This is a genomic window from Streptomyces sp. NPDC002754 (assembly GCF_053592315.1).
This window is the reverse complement of record NZ_JBSFVM010000010.1, coordinates 123,035-141,716: the sequence shown is the minus strand read 5'-3', so window position 1 is coordinate 141,716 and position 18,682 is coordinate 123,035. Positions and strand designations below refer to the sequence as shown.

The 18,682-nt window shown below is 70.4% G+C and carries 18 protein-coding genes; 7 read left to right on the top strand and 11 right to left on the bottom strand.

The genetic code is table 11. The annotated features are described in order from the left end of the window. Positions 1 to 282: 282 nt before the first annotated feature. Positions 283 to 2,640 (top strand): ribonucleoside-diphosphate reductase subunit alpha, encoded by a 2,358-nt coding sequence (locus ACWD2L_RS21880; protein ID WP_351338966.1) that lies wholly within the window; start codon positions 283 to 285, stop codon positions 2,638 to 2,640. Further along, a complete protein-coding gene (locus tag ACWD2L_RS21875) occupies positions 2,640 to 3,656 on the top strand; it encodes a ribonucleotide-diphosphate reductase subunit beta (RefSeq protein ID WP_351338968.1) in 1,017 nt (338 codons plus the stop codon). Before ACWD2L_RS21880 ends, ACWD2L_RS21875 begins: the two co-directional genes overlap by 1 nt. Here the strand turns inward: ACWD2L_RS21875 and ACWD2L_RS21870 are convergent. Continuing rightward, positions 3,653 to 3,820 carry a hypothetical protein gene (locus ACWD2L_RS21870; protein ID WP_351338971.1) on the bottom strand — a complete coding sequence of 56 codons (168 nt, stop codon included), beginning with the start codon at positions 3,818 to 3,820 and terminating at the stop codon, positions 3,653 to 3,655. The genes ACWD2L_RS21875 and ACWD2L_RS21870 overlap by 4 nt on opposite strands. Positions 3,821 to 3,914: 94 nt before the next feature. On the opposite strand from ACWD2L_RS21870, the gene ACWD2L_RS21865 reads away from it, so the two are divergent. Next, positions 3,915 to 4,877 carry a GlxA family transcriptional regulator gene (locus ACWD2L_RS21865; protein ID WP_351338974.1) on the top strand — a complete coding sequence of 321 codons (963 nt, stop codon included), beginning with the start codon at positions 3,915 to 3,917 and terminating at the stop codon, positions 4,875 to 4,877. 17 nt (positions 4,878 to 4,894) lie between these two features. On the opposite strand, the gene ACWD2L_RS21860 is transcribed toward ACWD2L_RS21865, so the two are convergent. The 10 genes from ACWD2L_RS21860 to ACWD2L_RS21815 form a co-directional block, all read right to left on the bottom strand. Then, positions 4,895 to 6,280, bottom strand: coding sequence for a cytochrome P450 (locus ACWD2L_RS21860; RefSeq protein WP_351338977.1), 1,386 nt, complete (start codon positions 6,278 to 6,280; stop codon positions 4,895 to 4,897). Beyond that, positions 6,277 to 7,422, bottom strand: coding sequence for a terpene synthase family protein (locus ACWD2L_RS21855; RefSeq protein ID WP_351338980.1), 1,146 nt, complete (start codon positions 7,420 to 7,422; stop codon positions 6,277 to 6,279). The genes ACWD2L_RS21860 and ACWD2L_RS21855 overlap by 4 nt, the downstream gene beginning before the upstream one ends. A 292-nt stretch (positions 7,423 to 7,714) precedes the next feature. Next, positions 7,715 to 8,374 (bottom strand): peptide deformylase, encoded by a 660-nt coding sequence (gene def, locus ACWD2L_RS21850; protein ID WP_351338982.1) that lies wholly within the window; start codon positions 8,372 to 8,374, stop codon positions 7,715 to 7,717. 73 nt (positions 8,375 to 8,447) lie between these two features. Beyond that, positions 8,448 to 9,428 (bottom strand): tetratricopeptide repeat protein, encoded by a 981-nt coding sequence (locus ACWD2L_RS21845; RefSeq protein WP_351338985.1) that lies wholly within the window; start codon positions 9,426 to 9,428, stop codon positions 8,448 to 8,450. 141 nt (positions 9,429 to 9,569) lie between these two features. Next, positions 9,570 to 10,808, bottom strand: a complete 1,239-nt coding sequence (locus ACWD2L_RS21840) for an HD-GYP domain-containing protein (RefSeq protein WP_351339038.1) — start codon at positions 10,806 to 10,808, stop codon at positions 9,570 to 9,572. A gap of 56 nt (positions 10,809 to 10,864) precedes the next feature. After that, positions 10,865 to 12,196, bottom strand: coding sequence for an HD-GYP domain-containing protein (locus ACWD2L_RS21835; RefSeq protein ID WP_351338988.1), 1,332 nt, complete (start codon positions 12,194 to 12,196; stop codon positions 10,865 to 10,867). Positions 12,197 to 12,328: 132 nt separating this feature from the next. Then, a complete protein-coding gene (gene rsrA, locus ACWD2L_RS21830; protein ID WP_351338991.1) occupies positions 12,329 to 12,625 on the bottom strand; it encodes a mycothiol system anti-sigma-R factor in 297 nt (98 codons plus the stop codon). Further along, positions 12,622 to 13,296, bottom strand: a complete 675-nt coding sequence (gene sigR / locus ACWD2L_RS21825; RefSeq protein ID WP_351338994.1) for an RNA polymerase sigma factor SigR — start codon at positions 13,294 to 13,296, stop codon at positions 12,622 to 12,624. The genes rsrA and sigR overlap by 4 nt, the downstream gene beginning before the upstream one ends. Positions 13,297 to 13,540: 244 nt before the next feature. Beyond that, a complete protein-coding gene (locus tag ACWD2L_RS21820; protein ID WP_351338997.1) occupies positions 13,541 to 14,179 on the bottom strand; it encodes an alpha/beta hydrolase family protein in 639 nt (212 codons plus the stop codon). Between the two features lie 91 nt (positions 14,180 to 14,270). Then, the gene (locus ACWD2L_RS21815; RefSeq protein ID WP_351338999.1) at positions 14,271 to 15,086 is read right to left on the bottom strand and encodes an SOS response-associated peptidase; all 816 of its coding nucleotides are present in this window, start codon (positions 15,084 to 15,086) and stop codon (positions 14,271 to 14,273) included. Between the two features lie 60 nt (positions 15,087 to 15,146). Here ACWD2L_RS21815 and ACWD2L_RS21810 point away from each other — a divergent pair, with 60 nt between their 5' ends. From ACWD2L_RS21810 to ACWD2L_RS21795, 4 genes are all read left to right on the top strand, one after another. Beyond that, positions 15,147 to 15,848, top strand: a complete 702-nt coding sequence (locus ACWD2L_RS21810; RefSeq protein ID WP_351339002.1) for a M50 family metallopeptidase — start codon at positions 15,147 to 15,149, stop codon at positions 15,846 to 15,848. A gap of 36 nt (positions 15,849 to 15,884) precedes the next feature. Continuing rightward, positions 15,885 to 17,225 (top strand): 3-phosphoshikimate 1-carboxyvinyltransferase, encoded by a 1,341-nt coding sequence (aroA, locus tag ACWD2L_RS21805; protein ID WP_351339004.1) that lies wholly within the window; start codon positions 15,885 to 15,887, stop codon positions 17,223 to 17,225. A 12-nt stretch (positions 17,226 to 17,237) separates the two neighbouring features. Continuing rightward, positions 17,238 to 18,248, top strand: coding sequence for a ribosome small subunit-dependent GTPase A (rsgA, locus tag ACWD2L_RS21800; protein WP_351339006.1), 1,011 nt, complete (start codon positions 17,238 to 17,240; stop codon positions 18,246 to 18,248). A gap of 109 nt (positions 18,249 to 18,357) precedes the next feature. After that, positions 18,358 to 18,681 carry a DMT family transporter gene (locus ACWD2L_RS21795; RefSeq protein WP_351339008.1) on the top strand — a complete coding sequence of 108 codons (324 nt, stop codon included), beginning with the start codon at positions 18,358 to 18,360 and terminating at the stop codon, positions 18,679 to 18,681. Position 18,682 lies beyond the last annotated feature (1 nt).

Genomic DNA, 18,682 nt, shown 5'->3' with positions numbered 1-18,682 from the left:
CGGGCCTCGCGGAAAGGGCCGGTGGACGAGGGCCCGCCCTGCGCGTGCGCGGCCCGCGCTGCCACCTCCTCCCCGCAGGCCCGCGGGGCCTTTCGGCACACTCGCGTCTGCCCCGCGGCGTCTGGCACGCACGCTCGCGGCGTTGCCGGACAGACCTAGTAGCTCCGCTACGAGGCCCGTCCGGCGCCTTGCGATCGCACGCACCAGACACCGCGGGGCCGCCCTTCGGGCGACGACGCGAGTGTGCCGAAAGGCCCCGCCCGAGCGAGGGAGAGCCTCCACGTGACCATCGCGCCCGCCGAACCGGTCTCAGCCACCCCCCAGGACGGCCCGGGTGCCGCACTCCTGCGCACCCTGACCGAGCTGACCGCCGACCTCCCCGACGCCGACCCCGGCCGGATCGCCGCCGCCGCGCTGCGCGGCCGTTCGGCGCGGGCCGATGAAGCGGAGCTGCGCGATCTCGCCACCGAGGCCGCCGCCGGACTGATCTCCGAGGACCCCGCCTACTCCCGGCTCGCCGCCCGCCTGCTCACCCGCTCCATCGCCGCGGAGGCCGCCTCACAGGGCGTCACGAGCTTCACCGAGTCGGTCGCCGTCGGCCACCGCGAGGGCCTGATCGCGGACCGCACGGCCGCATTCGTACAGGGGCACGCCGCGCGCCTCGACGCGCTCATCGACGTCGCGGGCGACGACCGCTTCGGCTACTTCGGCCTGCGCACCCTGCACAGCCGCTACCTGCTGCGCCACCCGATCACGCGCTCCGTCATCGAGACGCCGCAGCACTTCATGCTGCGCGTGGCCGCGGGCCTCGCCGAGGACGACTCCACCCGCGCGCTCGACGAAGTGGCCGCCCTCTACGGCCTCATGAGCCGCCTCGACTACCTGCCCTCCTCCCCCACCCTCTTCAACTCCGGCACCCGCCACCCCCAGATGTCGAGCTGCTACCTCCTCGACTCCCCGCTCGACGAGCTCGACTCGATCTACGACCGGTACCACCAGGTCGCCCGCCTCTCGAAGCACGCAGGCGGCATCGGCCTCTCGTACTCCCGCATCCGCAGCCGCGGTTCACTGATCCGCGGCACGAACGGGCACTCCAACGGCATCGTCCCGTTCCTGAAGACGCTCGACGCCTCCGTCGCCGCCGTGAACCAGGGCGGCCGCCGCAAGGGCGCCGCCGCGGTCTACCTGGAGACCTGGCACTCCGACGTCGAGGAGTTCCTGGAACTGCGCGACAACACCGGCGAGGACGCGCGCCGCACCCACAACCTCAACCTCGCGCACTGGATCCCGGACGAGTTCATGCGCCGCGTGAACGCGGACCAGCCGTGGTCGCTGTTCTCGCCGGCCGACGTGCCCGAGCTCGTCGACCTGTGGGGCGAGGAGTTCGACGCCGCGTACCGAGACGCCGAAACCCGCGGGCTGGCCCAGAAGACCATCCCCGCCCGGGACCTGTACGGCCGCATGATGCGCACCCTCGCGCAGACCGGCAACGGCTGGCTGACCTTCAAGGACGCCGCCAACCGCACCGCCAACCAGACGGCCGAGCCAGGCCACACGGTCCACTCCTCCAACCTCTGCACGGAGATCCTCGAGGTGACGGACGACGGGGAGACGGCCGTCTGCAACCTGGGCTCGGTCAACCTCGGCTCCTTCGTCGACACGAAGACCGGCGACATCGACTGGCAGCGCCTCGACGACACCGTCCACACGGCCGTCACCTTCCTCGACCGCGTCGTCGACATCAACTTCTACCCGACCGACCAGGCGGGCCGCTCCAACTCCCGCTGGCGACCGGTGGGCCTGGGCGCGATGGGCCTCCAGGACGTCTTCTTCAAGCTCCGCCTGCCCTTCGACTCGGCCGAGGCCAAGGCCCTCTCCACCCGCATCGCGGAACGCATCATGCTCGCGGCGTACGAGGCGTCGGCCGACCTGGCCGAGCGCAACGGCCCCCTTCCCGCCTGGGAGAAGACCCGCACCGCACGCGGCGTGCTGCACCCCGACCACTACGGCGTCGAGCCCACCTGGCCGGAGCGCTGGGCGGCACTGCGCGAGCGCATCGCCTCCGTCGGCATGCGCAACTCCCTCCTCCTCGCCATCGCGCCGACGGCCACCATCGCCTCCATCGCCGGCGTCTACGAGTGCATCGAGCCGCAGGTCTCCAACCTCTTCAAGCGGGAGACGCTGTCGGGCGAGTTCCTCCAGATCAACTCGTACCTCATCGAGGAACTGAAGGCGCTCGGTGTCTGGGACGCCAGGACCCGCGAGGCGCTGCGCGAGGCCAACGGCTCGGTGCAGGGCTTCACCTGGGTCCCGGAGGAACTCCGCGCCCTCTACCGCACGGCCTGGGAGATCCCGCAGCGCGGCCTCATCGACATGGCCGCGGCACGCACCCCGTACCTCGACCAGGCCCAGTCCCTCAACCTCTTCCTGGAGACGCCGACCATCGGCAAGCTCTCCTCGATGTACGCGTACGCCTGGAAGTCGGGCCTGAAGACCACGTACTACCTGCGCTCGCGCCCCGCGACGCGCATCGCGCGGGCGGCGGGCAACAGCACCGTCCCCGCGCAGACCGCGACGCCGGAGCCGGACGCGGTCGCCTGCTCCCTGGAAAACCCCGAGTCCTGCGAGGCCTGCCAGTGATGTCCACCTCTCCCGAAAAGAACCTGCTCGACCCGGGCTTCGAACTGACCCTGCGCCCCATGCGCTACCCGGACTTCTACGAGCGCTACCGCGACGCCATCAAGAACACGTGGACGGTGGAGGAGGTCGACCTCCACTCGGACGTCGCCGACCTCGCGAAGCTGTCGCCCGGTGAGCAGCACATGATCGGCCGCCTGGTCGCGTTCTTCGCGACGGGTGACTCGATCGTGTCGAACAACCTCGTCCTCACGCTCTACAAGCACATCAACTCCCCCGAGGCACGCCTGTACTTGTCCCGCCAGCTGTTCGAGGAGGCCGTGCACGTCCAGTTCTACTTGACGCTGCTCGACACCTACCTCCCCGACCCGGAGGACCGGACGGCGGCGTTCGCGGCGGTGGAGAACATCCCCTCGATCCGCGAGAAGGCGGAATTCTGCTTCCGCTGGATGGACTCGGTCGAGAAGATGGACCGCCTGGAGTCCAAGGCGGACCGCCGCCGCTTCCTCCTCAACCTCATCTGCTTCGCGGCGTGCATCGAGGGCCTGTTCTTCTACGGGGCGTTCGCGTACGTCTACTGGTTCCGCTCGCGCGGGCTGCTGCACGGGCTGGCGACCGGGACGAATTGGGTCTTTCGAGACGAAACGATGCACATGTCCTTCGCGTTCGACGTGGTCGACACGGTCCGAAAGGAGGAGCCCGGGCTCTTCGACGACGAGTTGGAGCAGCAGGTCACCGACATGTTGCGCGAGGCGGTCGACGCCGAGCTGCAGTTCGGCCGCGACCTCTGCGGCGAGGGGCTGCCCGGTATGAACACCGAGTCGATGCGCCAGTACCTGGAGTGCGTCGCCGACCAGCGCCTCCAGCGCCTCGGCTTCGCGCCGGTCTACGGCTCGGAGAACCCCTTCTCCTTCATGGAACTCCAGGGCGTCCAGGAGTTGACCAACTTCTTCGAGCGCCGCCCCTCGGCGTACCAGGTGGCAGTCGAGGGCTCGGTCGGGTTCGACGAGGAGTTCTAGGCCGCTTCGGTGAACTCGGCGTGGCGGGGCGGCTGTTCGGCGTTCCGCCGCGCCTCGCGGAGCTGGCGGTCGATGCGGCGGTCGTGGGCCATGCCGTACAGGGAAGGGGACGCCAGGAGGAGGAAGACGAAGAGGACGGCGAGGTAGTTCATCGCTGTGTTCATGTCCTCCACTCTCCGCCGGGCCGCGCTCGCGCGGCAGTGGCAGGACCGCCAGCAACCCTCGAATAACTGCCACGTATGCGGCACACTGACAGGCATGCTGAAAAACGTGGCCGCCGTGCTGCTGGACGGCGTGCATCCCTTTGAACTCGGCGTCGTCTGCGAGGTGTTCGGCCTCGACCGGAGCGACGCCGGGCTGCCCGTGTACGACTTCGCGGTCGCCTCCGCCGAGGGCCCCTCGCTCACCACGCACGTACCCGGCATGACGATCTCCACCCCGCACGGCCTCGAACGGCTCGCGGAGGCCGACCTCATCACGATCCCCTCGGCGGGGCGGCGGTTCGGCGAGTACCCGCCGGAGCTGCTCGACGCGCTGCGAGAGGCGGTCGACCGGGGCGCGCGCGTGCTCAGCCTCTGCGCGGGCGTGTTCGTGCTCGGTGAGGCCGGCCTCCTCGACGGACGCCGCTGCGCGGTGCACTGGCGCTACGAGCGCGAGCTCGCCGTCCGCTTCCCGCGCACCCGCGTCGACCCGGATGTGCTGTACGTCGACGAGGGCCCGGTCATCACCTCCGCCGGGACGGCCGCGGGCATCGACGCCTGCCTGCACATCGTGCGGACCGAGCACGGCGCCGAGGTCGCGAACACGATCGCCCGCCGCATGGTCGTACCGCCGCACCGGGACGGCGGGCAGGCCCAGTTCGTGGAGCGCCCGCTGCCGACGACGCGCTGCGACACGGTGGGCGAGGTGCTGTCCTGGATGGAGCGGCACCTGGACGAGCCGGTCACCGTGGAGGAGCTCGCGGCGCGGGCCCACATGTCGCCGCGCACCTTCGCCCGGCGCTTCCAGCAGGAGACGGGCACGACGCCGTACCGCTGGCTGCTGCGCCAACGGGTGCTGTTCGCCCAGGAGTTGCTGGAGCGTACGGACGAGACGGTGGACGCGATCGCCGCGCGCGCCGGGTTCGGCAACGCGGCGGCGATGCGCCATCAGTTCATGAAGGCGCTGGGCACGACGCCCAACGCCTTCCGGAGGACGTTCCGGGTGAGGCTCGCCTCCTAGGCCCTGGTGACGGACGGTCAGCCGCGGGCCTTCACCCGCAGATTCCCGTTCTTGGGGCCGATGGTGATCCCCAGTTTCGCCGTCGCGTTCGTCCCGGGGACCTCTTCGAACCGCCACCGGGACACCAATGTGCCCAGTATCAGGGCGAGTTCGACCATGCTGAAGTGATCGCCGGGGCACTTGCGGTTGCCGGTGCCGAACGGCTGGTGCGCCACGTTCGCCACGTCCGTGACGCGCTCCGGCAGCCAGCGGTCGGGGTCAAAGACGTTCACGTCGTCGAACGAGCGCGGGTCGTGCTGCATCGCGTACGGGCTGTAGACGATGTCCGTCCCGGCCGGAATGCGATACCCACCGAGCACCGTATCGACCGCCGAAACGCGCGTGAATATCCACACGCTGGGGCGAATGCGCATCGACTCGTTGAGAAGGTTCCGCATATATGCGAGTTTCCCGATGTCACCAAAAGCCACCTGCCTGTCGCCACCGGTAGCCGATTCAACCTCTTCGTACAACCGGCTTTCGTGGTCCGGGTGTTCGGCGAGGAGTCCGAGCGTCCATGCCAGCGTCTTGGAGACATTCTCGCCACCGGCCAACAGGAGGGCGAGAACCTGATCGTGGATCTCTTGGTCGGTGACCGCTTCGCCGTCATCGTCGTGTGCGTCGAGCAATGCCGCGAGAAGGTCCCCTGTGTCGATTCCTTCGGCCGCCTGGGCCCTTCGCTCGACGATGATCTCGTCGACCATGCGGTGCAATTCGGCCATGGCCCGCTCGAAGCGCCGATTGGCCGGCAGGGGCAGCCGGTACAGCGGCCCGAAGGAGAGGATCATCCGCCGGTACATACCGGCGAAGACCGTGCCCATGGTCTCGCCGAGGCGGTCCGAGCGGTCGTCCTCCGCGTCGATGTGCAGCATGGCGCGGGCCGTGATCCGGGCCGCGAGGCGGAACATCTCGGCGTTGATGTCGACGGTCTGCCCGTCCTGCCAGCGGTCGGCCGCGGCCTGCGCCTCCTCCGCCATCAGCGACGCGTAGTCGGCCATCCGCTCGGCCCGGAACGCAGGCTGGATGGCGCGGCGCTGGCGCCGGTGCTTCTGCCCGTTGCTGCTCGCCACGCCCTCGCCGAGGAGCACCTCGAGCGCGTCCCACATGGCGCCGCCTATGAGGAAGTCCGGGCTCTTGAGCAGCTTCTCGACCAGCACGGGGTCGCAGACCGCGAAGACCGTCTTGGGGCCGAGCCGCAGCCGGACCACGTCGCCGCCGTCCCGCAGCCGGGTGAGGAACGCCAGTGGGTCGCGGAGCATCTGGGGGGCGTGGCCGAGCAGCGGCGCGCCGCCGGGTGCGAGCGGCGGCAGCGACGCTCCCGCCTGGCCGGGCGCCGGGGGCGGCAGCGTGGATTCCACGGTCATGCGCACTCACCTGCCTGTTCGTGGACCCCCTCGGGGATCCGGTGGGGGGCCTGCCTCGGGACGCGAGCCGCGCCGGGCGCGGTGTCGGCGCCGACCGGCTCGTCACTGACGTACGGCGGGTTGCTGCGGTCCTCCCAGTCGTCGACCTGATAGCGGCCCGATTCGTGGTGGAACCAGTAGACGGAACTGAACCAGTTCCGCATGTTCTCCAGACATGACCTCATGGCCACGGAGAGGTCTTTTCCTTTTTCTCCGAGCGTCTCGACGCCGTCCGCGATGTTCCCGACCTCGATTTCCGCCGCAAGGAAATCGTCGACGCATCCGAGGACTCGGCTACGCACTTCCGCGGCGGCTTGGACGACGGAAAGTCCCTCGTGCTCGATGAGGCTTATCCCGAGGTTGTGTAATTCTTTTCCTGCGAGTTCCTTGGGGAGCGAACAAAGGTCGTTGTACCAGGCAGAGAAGTCCTGGACGGCAAGCGCCGCACGCATGAACGCGGGTGTTTTGCGCACCCACGCGGGGAGTTCGTACTGCGCCGTCGCCTCGAGCAGGTCTATCCAAATCCAGTGCGCGAAGGTCTGCCTGCGCAACTCTATGTACGCGTCGACGTCGGGCACGGTCCCCGTCGTCCGGTTCCTGAACTCCTGGTCGTACGCGTCGATCACCGGGTGGAAATGCCGGGCGAACCGGAGGTTCCAGGTGTGGCTCAGTGAGCCGTAGAACCGCTGGAGGCAGTCGGCGAACCCCGCGACCAGCGGATCCCTGTGGCCCAGGTGGAGTTCGGGCGCCTCGGTCGCCGCGTGCAACTGGGCGACGAGCCGCCGCCAGTTGTCCGCGCGACCGTGGATCACGTCGCGGTCGTGCCGGTCGTCCCAGGCGAAGAACCACGCGCTGTAGTCGCTGATCGTCGCGAGCAGTTCGTCGGGGGCGCCGAGGTAGTAGCCCGCGACGAGGTCCGAATAACACAGGTCGTCGGCGTACTTGGCCACCTTGTCGGGTGGCATGAGCCCCATTTCGAGGAGCCAGGACCTGGTCCTCCCTTGGAGCTTTGGCCAATACGGGTGCAGTCGGCGAGGAAACCCATCCTCGACCACCGGAAGTGCCACAGCCGTCGGAACCGACGTATGTGAGAAAGCAGGCACGTAGTAACCCCTCTCTGTGGCCTGCAGCGCGCGCCTCCCGCTGTGCCGGTCGCGCGCCGTCGTGTAACCCCGCGCTTTCTATTCAGCACCATAACTGACCGCCGTGGGAACAGATTTGCTCCCCTCACTACCCCGCACTTCCTGATTCTTCACGTGCCATGACCGGATTCGGGCGGTACGCGGCCGGGCCGCATGCCTCTGCCCGCACATGCGAACGGCGCCCGGCCGGAGGTCACTTCCGTACCGGGCGCCGCATGACGCCTCAACTCCCTCAAGGGGAAACCACAGTTGCTCAGACGTTGGGGACCACCGGGTAACGCGGCGTCCCCTCCTCCATCTGCTTCAACGCGCCCTTGCGCTCCCGCTTCGACAGCCGGTCGATGTACAGGTACCCGTACAGGTGGTCCGTCTCGTGCTGCAGGCAGCGCGCGAAGTAGCCGGTGCCGCGCACGGTGATCGGGTTGCCCTTCTCGTCCTGGCCGTCGACCACCGCGTAGTCGGGGCGCGCGAGTTCGGCGTACGCCGTCGGCACGGACAGGCAGCCCTCGTTGGAGTCGTCGAGGCGCCGCTGCTCGGCAGGCAGCTCGCGCAGGACCGGGTTGCAGACGACGCCGGTGTGCCGCACGCCGTCGTCGTCCGGGCAGTCGTACACGAAGACCTTCAGGTCGACGCCGACCTGGTTGGCGGCGAGGCCCACGCCCTCGGCGGTGTGCTGGCTCGCGAACATGTCGTCGACGAGCTTCGCCAGCTCGTCGTCGAACGCGGTGACGTCCTTGCACTCCGTGTGCAGCACCGGGTTCCCGACGACAGTGATCGGCCGCGACGCGCCGCGCTCGCGGTACGCGGCCTCCCGCGCCTCGCAGTCCTCGGTGTCGACGACGAATCCCTCGTCGTCGACGGGGAGCACGGCCTCGCCCGTTGCGTGTCGCTGATCGGTGTCCTGCTGAGCCATGACGGGCGTAAGCCTTCCTGGGAAACGGGGTGAGAATGCTGGTTAACAGGGTACGGGGGCCCGGCCGCGCCGCTCAGCACACCTCTTCGAGGTCCCGCCAGTCACGCGAGTCCGGCGAATCCGCGACCCACCCGTCGAGCAACCCCCGCACCAGCGAGGCGGGCGCGGCCACCCCGCACTCCCGCTCCGGCACCCACAACTGCCCGTCGGTCCGATGCCCCAGCGGCCCCGGATGGCCCGGCTCGCTGTGGTCGTGCGGATCGACGTGCGTGCCGTCCCCCTCGTCGGACGGCATCCGCGACTCCGAGCACGTCCGGCAGAGCAGCCGGACGGAGGACGACCAGTCCTCGGCGGCGTAGCCCGCGTCGGCGGCCAGCCGCTCCAGCGCGTCCCGGTCGTCCTCGGTGGCGGCCTCAAGGAGGACCACCCAGGTGGGGACCGGCGAGGGCGCCCACAGCTCGATCTCGTCGAAGACCGGGTACGAGTTCCCGGACGCCGTGGTCCGCTCGCCGTGCGGGACTCCGTCGTGCAGCACGACCTCGCCCCAGCGCCGCCCGGACGACGGCAGCGGGATGGAGAGCAGCTCGATGCGCGCGGGGTCGAGCCTGCGCCCCCACACGACCTCCGCCTCGCCCTCGGGCGAGAGCCGCACGGCGGCGCTCCCGAGGTCCATCCCGGTCGGCTCACCGGCAGCGGCGACGCCGCCCGGCACCTTCAGCCCGTACGCCTGCCAGGCCCTGCGCGCGAGCGGCCAGTCCTGCAGGGCGGTGGCGGCGATGCCCACGTTCCACCAGTCCGGTGCCCCGCCCTCCTTCTCGAGCAGGGCGACGGCCCGCAGGCCGGTCGAGCGGGCCTGCTCCCAGTCGTGCCGGAACTTGTGCAGCAGCGCGAGGTTGAACCAGGATTCGGACAGCCAGGGCTCCAGGTCGGCGGCCCGCGTGAGCAGCGCTCCCGCGTCCTCGTACCGGCCGTCGCCGATCAGCGTGAACGCGCGATCCGTGGCCTGCCGCCAGGAGGCGGAGGGCCGGTGCCGTCCCTTGCCGAAGATCCTCACGATTCCCGCCTGCCGATACTCGAGGCCTGGGCCCCCGGACTCTGAGTCTCTGCGTGTTCCGCGTGCCTTGCCTGTTCTGCGTTTTCTGGGTTGCTTCGCATCCAACCACGTACGTTCGGACGACCGCTCATTACCCATGGGTTACCCAACCGACCCTAGGCTCAGACCGGGGCTCGCGACCACCCTGGCCAGCGCTTCGACGACCTCCGGCTGGTAGTCGCGCCCCGTGGCCAGACGGAGGCTTTCCAGGGCCCTGAGCGGCCCCTGAGGTCCCTGTTCCCTCGCCATCTCGTCGTACGCGTTCGCTGTCCGCACAATCCGGGCGGTGAGCGGCTGCTCGCGGTACGGGTCTGCCTGCCGCTCGACCACCACGGCCACCTGGGTGTCGACCCCGGTCTGGCGGACGACGGCGCCGCCGAGCAGGGCTATCCGGCGCTGCTGGGCGGGCGGCAGCGCGGCGGTGGCGCCCTCGGTCACCGGGTCGACGAGCGAGAGCTGCCCGATGTCGTGCATCAGCGCCGCGTACTCGAGGACCGACAGGTCCGGCTGCGAGAGCCCCAGGTCGCGGCCGACGGCCCGGCTGAGCGCGGCGACCCGGCGGGCGTGCCCGTGCGGGGTGTAGCCGGCGATCTCGGTGGCACGGGCCAGTGAGGTGATGGTCTGCCGGTATGTGGCCTTGACGACGGAGTACCGGCGGAACGCCAGCTGGGTGAGGAGCAGCGGCAGGCTGATCAGCGGCAGCGCCCACAGCCCGGCGACGGCGACGGCGAGCGCCATGACGGCCCCGGTCGCGCACACGGCCGATCCGATCCCGAGCATCGCCCGCAGTTCGTCGCGCAGCAGCGGGCCGAACGGCCAGCGCGTCCTGGCGTGCGCCATGGTGGCGGCGAGCACGGCATCGCACAGCGCGGTGAGCACAAGCAGCCCGACGAGCAACAGCGCGTAGTACGCGCCGTCCCCTGGCCACTCCGTCAACACGCCTTCGTTGTAGAGCGGTTGGAAGCAGACGGCGGCGAAGGCGACGGTGAGCACGCGCCGCGTCACGTGGTCGAGCGAGGCGCCCTTGCCGCGCGCCACATGCGGTATGCAGCCGACGAGCGTGCCCGCGACGACGATCGCGACGACCTGTAGCGCGCCATGGTGCGTGGGCCGCCCCGCGACCTCTCCGAGCAACGCGTACGCGAGCGCCCCCGCGGCCCCGAGCGGCGCGGCCTCCCGGTCCTCGGCGCCGCCCCACCGGGCCAGCTCCCCCACGGCGACGAGGACCCCGAACGCCAGTGCGTTCCCCCGCTCGACGACGCCGTGCCAGACGGTGTCCCCGAGCGCCACGGCGGCGACCGCCACGGCGACCCCGAACACCATCACCAGCACCCCGGACATCCGGCCCGCCTTGGGCACGCCGCCCGTTTCGGCGCGGCGCTCCGGCTCCGTCCCCGTCACAGGGAGGCCGCCCCCGGCGCGGCAACGCCTTCCGTGCGGGCCGGGGGCACCACCGCCTCGTCCGCCGTGACCACGGGATGCCACCCGTCCCGCTGAAGCACCCGCACCAACGCCCCCACCATCACCGGATCGAAATGCGAACCCGCGCACCGCTCCAGCTCCGCCATCGCGACCGTCACGGGACGCGCCCGCGCGTACGTACGCGTGGAGGTCATCGCGTCGAAGGCGTCCGCGACCGCCACCACGCGCGCGAACTCCGGAATCTGCGCCCCCGCGAGCCCGTACGGGTACCCGCTCCCGTCGAGCCGCTCATGGTGGTGCAGGATCGCCGCCCGCGCCTCGCCCAGGAACGCGATTCCCCGCACCATCTCGTGCCCGTACTCGGGATGCAGCTGGATGACCTCGCGCTCCTCGGGTGTCAGTGGCCCGTCCTTCCGCAACAACCGCGTGGGCACGCCGAGTTTCCCCACGTCGTGCAGGATCCCGGCGAACCGCAGGGCCTCCACCCGCTCCCCCACCATCCCGAGTTCGCGGGCGATCATCATCGAGGCCTGCCCGACCCGCTCGCTGTGCCCGCGCGTGTATCCGTCCTTGATGTCGACGGCCTGCACGAGCGCCCGGATCGTCGCCTGGTGGGCGGACCACTCCCGCTGGTACTGGGCGAACACCCAGCAGGAGATGTACATCGGCAGGAGCACGAGCAGCGCGGCGAGCGGACCGTACGAACTGGTCCACATGGTCGCCATCACGAGCCCGGCGAGCCCGTGCGCGGCCACCGGCGCGAGCATCCGCAGGAAGAGCCCGCGCCAGGCGCCGCGCAGCGGAACCCGCTCCGCGGTGGCGAGCACGCCCCCGTCGAGCACGGTGAGCGCGGCGCAGAACGCGAGGACGGCGGCGCCTCCGGGCACGAGCGCGTAAGGGAACCGGGGGTCGGCGACCGCCTCGGGCCCGCCGAGCGCGCCGAAGACCCGCGCCGCGGCCCAGGTGGCGAGGGCGAGTTGGGCCGCGCGCCACACCTTGCGCAGCCACGCGGGCCGCCGCTCGACGGAGGCGAGCAGGGCACCGGGCAGGGCGACGAGCGCGGCGGCGGCCGGCGGCAGCAGAAACGCCCCGGCGAGCAGCACGGGAAAGAAGGTGCCCATCCCCTTGGGCGCGCGCCGCCCGACCAGCCGGCAGCGGCCGAGCTGCTCACACCCCGCGTAGAGGAGCGCGAGCAGCGCGACGCCGGGCCACGACGTGGCGGCGGAGAACGCGGGGGCGGCGCAGACCACGGCGAAACCGGCGGTCAGGAGCACATACGCACGGGCCACAGGCGGAACCGACCGCATGCCCCAACTCCCTCCCCAAGGCGTTCAGTTCAGGGAGGATAGGACGCGCGGGAGGGCGCTCGCGCGGCATCGCGGGGATTGCCGGGGCCGGGGGCCCCGGATTCGCACGATCGGGTGAACAAGCAGCTCGGCTCAGGCGAGCGGGTTGCCCATGCCCTCTTCGGGCGTGGCCTGGCCGGAGCGGATCACTTCGATCCGCCCCATGACCTTGGCCCGCAGATCGGTGGGCACGTCGTCATGACCGCAGCACCGCTTCACCAGCTTCTTCACGGCCTGCTCCAGGCCGTACTTCTCCAGGCACGGGGAGCACTCCTCGAAGTGCACCTCGAACTTGGTGCAGTCACTGTCCGGCATCTCATGATCGAGAAACTCGTAGAGATGATCGAGAACTTCACTGCAGTCCGTTTCGTGCGGCTCTCCGCAGCTCATGAGCCCGAGCCTTTCGCTTCGTTCGCCTGACCGGCACCGGCCGGGACGAGCCCGCGGTCACGGGCATAGTCCTCGAGCATGCCGCGCAGCTGGCGACGGCCACGGTGCAGCCGGGACATCACCGTACCGATGGGTGTTCCCATGATGTCCGCGATCTCCTTGTACGCAAAGCCCTCTACGTCCGCGAGATAGACCGCGATGCGGAATTCCTCGGGGATCGCCTGCAGGGCCCGCTTCACGTCCGAGTCGGGCAGGTGGTCGAGCGCCTGCGACTCGGCGGAGCGCAGACCGGTCGACATGTGCGACTCGGCGCGGGCCAGCTGCCAGTCCTCGATCTCCTCGGCGGCACTGCGCTGGGGCTCGCGCTGCTTCTTGCGGTACGAGTTGATGAAAGTGTTCGTCAGGATCCGGTACAGCCACGCCTTGAGGTTGGTCCCCTCGCGGAACTGGTGGAAGGACGCGTACGCCTTGGCATACGTCTCCTGCACCAGGTCCTCGGCGTCGGCCGGGTTGCGCGTCATGCGCAGGGCCGCCGAATACATCTGGTCGAGAAATTCCAGCGCGTCCCGCTCGAAGCGGGCATTGCGCTCGGCGGTAGTCTCCGCCGGCTCCGGGCGCTCGTCCGCCTGGCCGTGCTCGGTCCCTGCGTCGGTCCCTGTGACCGGACCCACCTCCTCAAGCGACGTAGCGGGGACAAACGAGACCCCGCTCGAATCGGAGGATAGACGACGATCCGGTCCGCCCGCCGCCCGAATAGGAGCGGTCTTGGCCGCGCTCAGCACGCTCCACTCCAGGTCAGGAGTGGTGGCACGGCTGGGGCAAGCGACTGAACCCATGCGGCGGACTTCCTCTCGTACGATCACTGTGCACCGACAGTCACCACAACAGTCGTCCCGCCCTCAACATTCCCGGCGACTAGACGAGTGATCCGGTCCACTTCGTGACGGCGTCGGTGATGACGGCGAGGGCCTCGTCCTGGGTGATGTCCGCACGCTTCGGGACGGCGAAGCCATGGTCCCCGTAGGGGACTTCAGCGAGTTCATACGCGCCGTCACCCTCCGGGAACTCAGCGGGCTTCCCGAAGGGATCGTTGCCGCCCTGTACGACGAGGGTGGGTACGCCCGCGCCGAGGAGTTCGTCGGCGCGGGACTTCTCCGGCTTGCCCGGCGGGTGCAGCGGGAAGCTGAGGGCGAGCACGGCGGCGGCGCCGAGCTCCCCCGCGGTGCGGCAGGCGACACGAGCGCCCGCACTCCGCCCCGCGGCGATCACCGGCAACCCGGGCTTCTCCAGCGCGGGCCACAGCCCCCGCCACCCCTTGTCGAGCGTCTTCGGGGCAGGCGCGAGCTTCTTCCCCGCGACACGCCACGGCTGCTCGACGAGCGCGACGGTCACTCCGTGGGCGGGCAGAGCGGCGGCGATGGCCTGCAGGTCCCGCGCCTCGATGCCGCCCCCGGCACCGTGACTCACGGCCAGGACGAGCTTCGGCTTCTTGGCGGCGTGCCAGGTGATGCGGGCGTCGCCGGTCTCGGTGGAAACGATCTCTATACGGGTCACGCTGCCATGGTGACCCACGATTAAGCCCCTGCGGCGATTGAGCAGCGGGGTCCGGGGCAGAGCCCCGTGACGTCAACCCCGTACGACCGCTTCAGAACAGCGTCCCTTCCTCCGGCCCCTCCAACTCCTTCAGCAAATCGGCCCCGTTGTTACGCACATTGCTCACCGCCGTGGACACGGGATACGCCCGCATCAACCCCTCCCGAGGCGGCGCGAGGAGCCCACGAAGGTCCTCCACATCCGTACGCCCCGGGTCCAACCACGAGTCCCACCGGTCAGGCGTCAGCATCAACGGCATCCGAGGATGAATATCGGCAAGCGACCTCGGCCCCTCCTCCGGCGCAACCCCGAGCGGCGCGCTCTCCGCCTCCGTAGTGATCACCGTGCACGTCACCCACCAGGCAAGAGGATGCTCGTCCGGGAGCGTCCGGTCGTGCCAGAACTCGTAGAGCCCGGCCATCGCGAAGACCGAACCGTCCGCGGGCGTCACGAAGTACGGCTGCTTGCGGGGCCGCTTCTTCTTGCCCTCGACCTCCAGGTCGCGCTCGGCCGTCGCGGTCACCCACTCGTAATAGCCGTCCGCGGGCAGGATGCAGCGCCGCGTGGTGAAGGCCCGGCGGTACGAGGGCTTCTCGTGCACCGTCTCGGCCCGCGCGTTGATCATGCGGGCGCCGCCCTCCGGCGTCTTGGACCACGACGGCACGAGCCCCCACTTGAGCTTGCGCAGCTGGCGAACCGGACCGGGGGTATCCGCGTCCTTCACAGGGCGGTCGAGAACCGCGTAGACCTCCTTGGTGGGAGCCACATTGAAGTCGGCCTCATAGGCCTCCTCCGGCTCCCACTTCTCGATCTCAAAGATTCCTGCGAGATCCTCGGGCCTGCGACTCGATGCATAACGTCCGCACATACGTGCCACAGTGCCAGATGCCGACCCGCCACCGAACCCGAACGGGAGCAGCCGAAACACATGGACGCCAGCCTCTGGGACCGGATCTTCGGGACCCAGTCCGACCCCGATCAGTGGGTGACGATCGCCACGGCCGTCGTCGCGCTCGCCGCGATCGTCCCGCACGCCGTCTGGCGGCTGACCCGGAACGCCATCACGATCGCCCACGAGGGCGGCCACGGCCTGATCGCGCTCCTCATGGGCCGCAAGCTGGACGGCATCCGGCTGCACTCCGACACCAGCGGTCTGACCGTCAGTCGGGGCAAGCCGACCGGGCTCGGCATGGTCCTGACCGCGGCCGCCGGGTACACGGCCCCGCCGCTGTTGGGCCTCGGTGGCGCGGCGCTGCTCTCCGAGGGACACATCACGCTGCTGTTGTGGCTGGCGACGGCGCTGCTCGTGGTGATGCTGGTAATGATCCGGAACGCGTACGGGGCGCTGACCGTGGTGGTCACGGGCGGCGCCTTCGTCCTCGTCTCCTGGCTCGCGGGGCCGCAGGTCCAGGCGGCCTTCGCGTACACCGTCGTCTGGTTCCTGCTCATCGGCGGCGTACGCCCCGCCTTCGAGCTGCAGCGCAAGCGCCGCAGGGGTGGCGCGGGAGACTCGGACGCCGACCAACTCTCGCGCCTCACGCACGTCCCCGCGGGCATGTGGTTCTTCTTCTTCCACGCCGTCTCCCTGTGCTCACTGCTCGGCGGTGGCCGCTGGCTGCTGGGGCTGTGAGCAGGTGCCTTCCCGGGGGCCGACTAGAGTTGGGGCATGACCTCGAACCCGGCCCACACCGCCCTCTGGCCCGCCCCTCTCGCGAGGGGAGCCGTCGACGCGACTGTTCAGGTGCCGGGATCCAAATCCGTCACCAACCGGGCGCTCGTGCTCGCCTCGCTCGCCGCGGAGCCGGGCTGGCTGCGCCGCCCGCTGCGCTCCCGCGACACGCTGCTGATGGCGGCCGCGCTGCGCGAGATGGGTGTGGGCATCGAGGAGACGGTGTCGTCGAGCTCCTCCGGCGCCGGCGGGTCAGGTGAGGCGTGGCGCGTCATCCCGTCCGGCCTTCAGGGGCCCGCCACGGTCGACGTCGGCAACGCGGGCACGGTGATGCGCTTCCTGCCGCCGGTCGCCTCGCTCGCCGACGGGGAGATCCGCTTCGACGGCGACCCCCGGTCGTACGAGCGTCCGCTGCACGGCGTGATCGACGCGCTGCGCGCGCTCGGCGCACGCATCGACGACGAGGGGCGCGGCGCGCTCCCGCTCACGGTGCACGGCGGGGGCGCCCTGGATGGCGGCCCGGTGGAGATCGACGCCTCGTCGTCCTCCCAGTTCGTGAGCGCCCTGCTGCTGTCGGGCCCGCGCTTCAACCAGGGCGTCGAGGTCCGGCACACCGGCTCGGCGCTGCCCTCCATGCCGCACATCCGCATGACGGTCGACATGCTGCGTGCGGTCGGCGCCCAGGTCGACACCCCGGAGTCGGGCGGCGAGCCGAACGTGTGGCGGGTCACGCCCGGCGCCCTGCTCGGCCGGGACATCACCATCGAGCCGGACCTCTCGAACGCCCAGCCGTTCCTGGCCGCGGCCCTGATCACCGGCGGCAAGGTGACGATCCCCGACTGGCCGGAGCACACGACGCAGCCCGGCGACGCGCTGCGCGACATCTTCACGCAGATGGGCGGCGGCTGTGAACTGACCGAGCGTGGGCTCGAGTTCACCGGCTCCGGCAGCGTGCACGGCATCGACGTCGATCTGAGCGAGGTCGGCGAGCTGACCCCCGGCATCGCCGCGGTGGCCGCCCTGGCCGACTCCCCGTCCACCCTGCGCGGCGTCGCCCACCTGAGGCTGCACGAGACGGACCGGCTCGCCGCCCTCACCAAGGAGATCAACGAGCTGGGCGGTGACGTGACGGAGACCGCCGACGGTCTGCACATCCGCCCGCGCAAGCTGCACGGCGGGATCTTCCACACGTACGACGACCACCGCATGGCCACCGCGGGCGCGATCATCGGCCTCGCGGTCAGGGACGTACAGATCGAGAACGTGGCGACCACCGCGAAGACGCTGCCGGACTTCCCCGACATGTGGGCCGCGATGCTCGGGACCGACCGGGCGTAGGGGCACACCGCGATGCGCCGCTACGGCAAGCACACCGACGAGGACGACATCCGCCAGCGCCCGAACCGCAAGGGCAACCGGCCGCGGAGCAACATCCGTCCCAAGCACGACGACGCGGCCGAGGGCATGGTCCTCACGGTCGACCGCGGCCGCCTCACCGTCCTCATCGACGACGTCCCCGTGACCGCGATGAAGGCCCGCGAGCTGGGCCGCAAGGCGGCGGTCGTCGGCGACCGGGTCTCCGTGGTCGGCGATCTGTCCGGCAAGAAGGACACGCTCGCGCGCATCGTCCGCATCGGGAGCCGCAGCTCCCTGCTGCGCCGCACGGCGGACGACGACGACCCGTACGAGCGGGTGGTCGTCGCCAACGCCGACCAGCTGGCCATCGTCACGGCGCTCGCCGACCCCGAGCCGCGCCCGCGCATGATCGACCGCTGCCTGGTGGCGGCGTTCGACGGCGGCCTCACCCCGCTCCTCGTCCTGACGAAGTCGGACCTGGCCCCGCCGGACAAGATGCTCGACCTGTACGGGGCGCTCGACATCCCGTACGTCGTCACGAGCCGCACGGAGCTGGAGGACGGCACGGCCGTGGAGCGGGTGCGCGCGCAGCTCGACGGGAAGATCACGGCGTTCGTCGGCCACTCCGGTGTCGGAAAGACGACGCTGGTCAACGCCCTGGTGCCGGACGATCAGCGGCGTACGACGGGGCATGTCAACGCGGTGACGGGACGTGGCCGGCACACGACGACGTCGGCGCTCGCGCTGCCGTTGTCGGGGGACGCGGGCTGGGTGGTCGACACGCCCGGCGTGCGGTCGTTCGGACTGCACCACGTGGACCCGTCGCGCGTCATCCACGCCTTCCCGGACCTGGAGCCGGGCACGGAGAACTGCCCGCGCGCGTGCAGCCACGACGAGCCCGACTGCGCCCTGGACGCCTACGTGGAAGAGGGGCACGCGGACCCGGCCCGGCTGTACTCGCTTCGCCGCCTCCTCGCGACACGGGAGCGCCGGGAGGGCGACTGAACTCGCGCTTGTTTGCTGCCACGCCACACAGGTAAGGGCATAATCGCACCAAGCCGGACGCAAGATCACAGACATTCAGAGATCAGTGGAACGCGGGAGGCACAAGGACATGGCGTGGCTGCTGGTCGTCGTCGCGGGGATCCTGGAGACCGGATTCGCCGTCTGCCTGAAGCTCTCCCACGGCTTCACGCGGCTGTGGCCGACGATCGCGTTCGCCGCGTTCGCCCTCGGCAGCTTCGGGCTCCTCACGCTCTCCCTGAAGAAGCTCGACGTGGGTCCCGCCTACGCGGTGTGGACGGGCATCGGCGCGGCCGGCACGGCGATCTACGGCATGGTCTTCCTCGGCGACGTGGTCTCGGTCCTCAAGCTCGTCTCGATCAGCCTGGTGATCGCGGGCGTCATCGGCCTCCAGCTGTCGGGCTCGGCGCACTGAG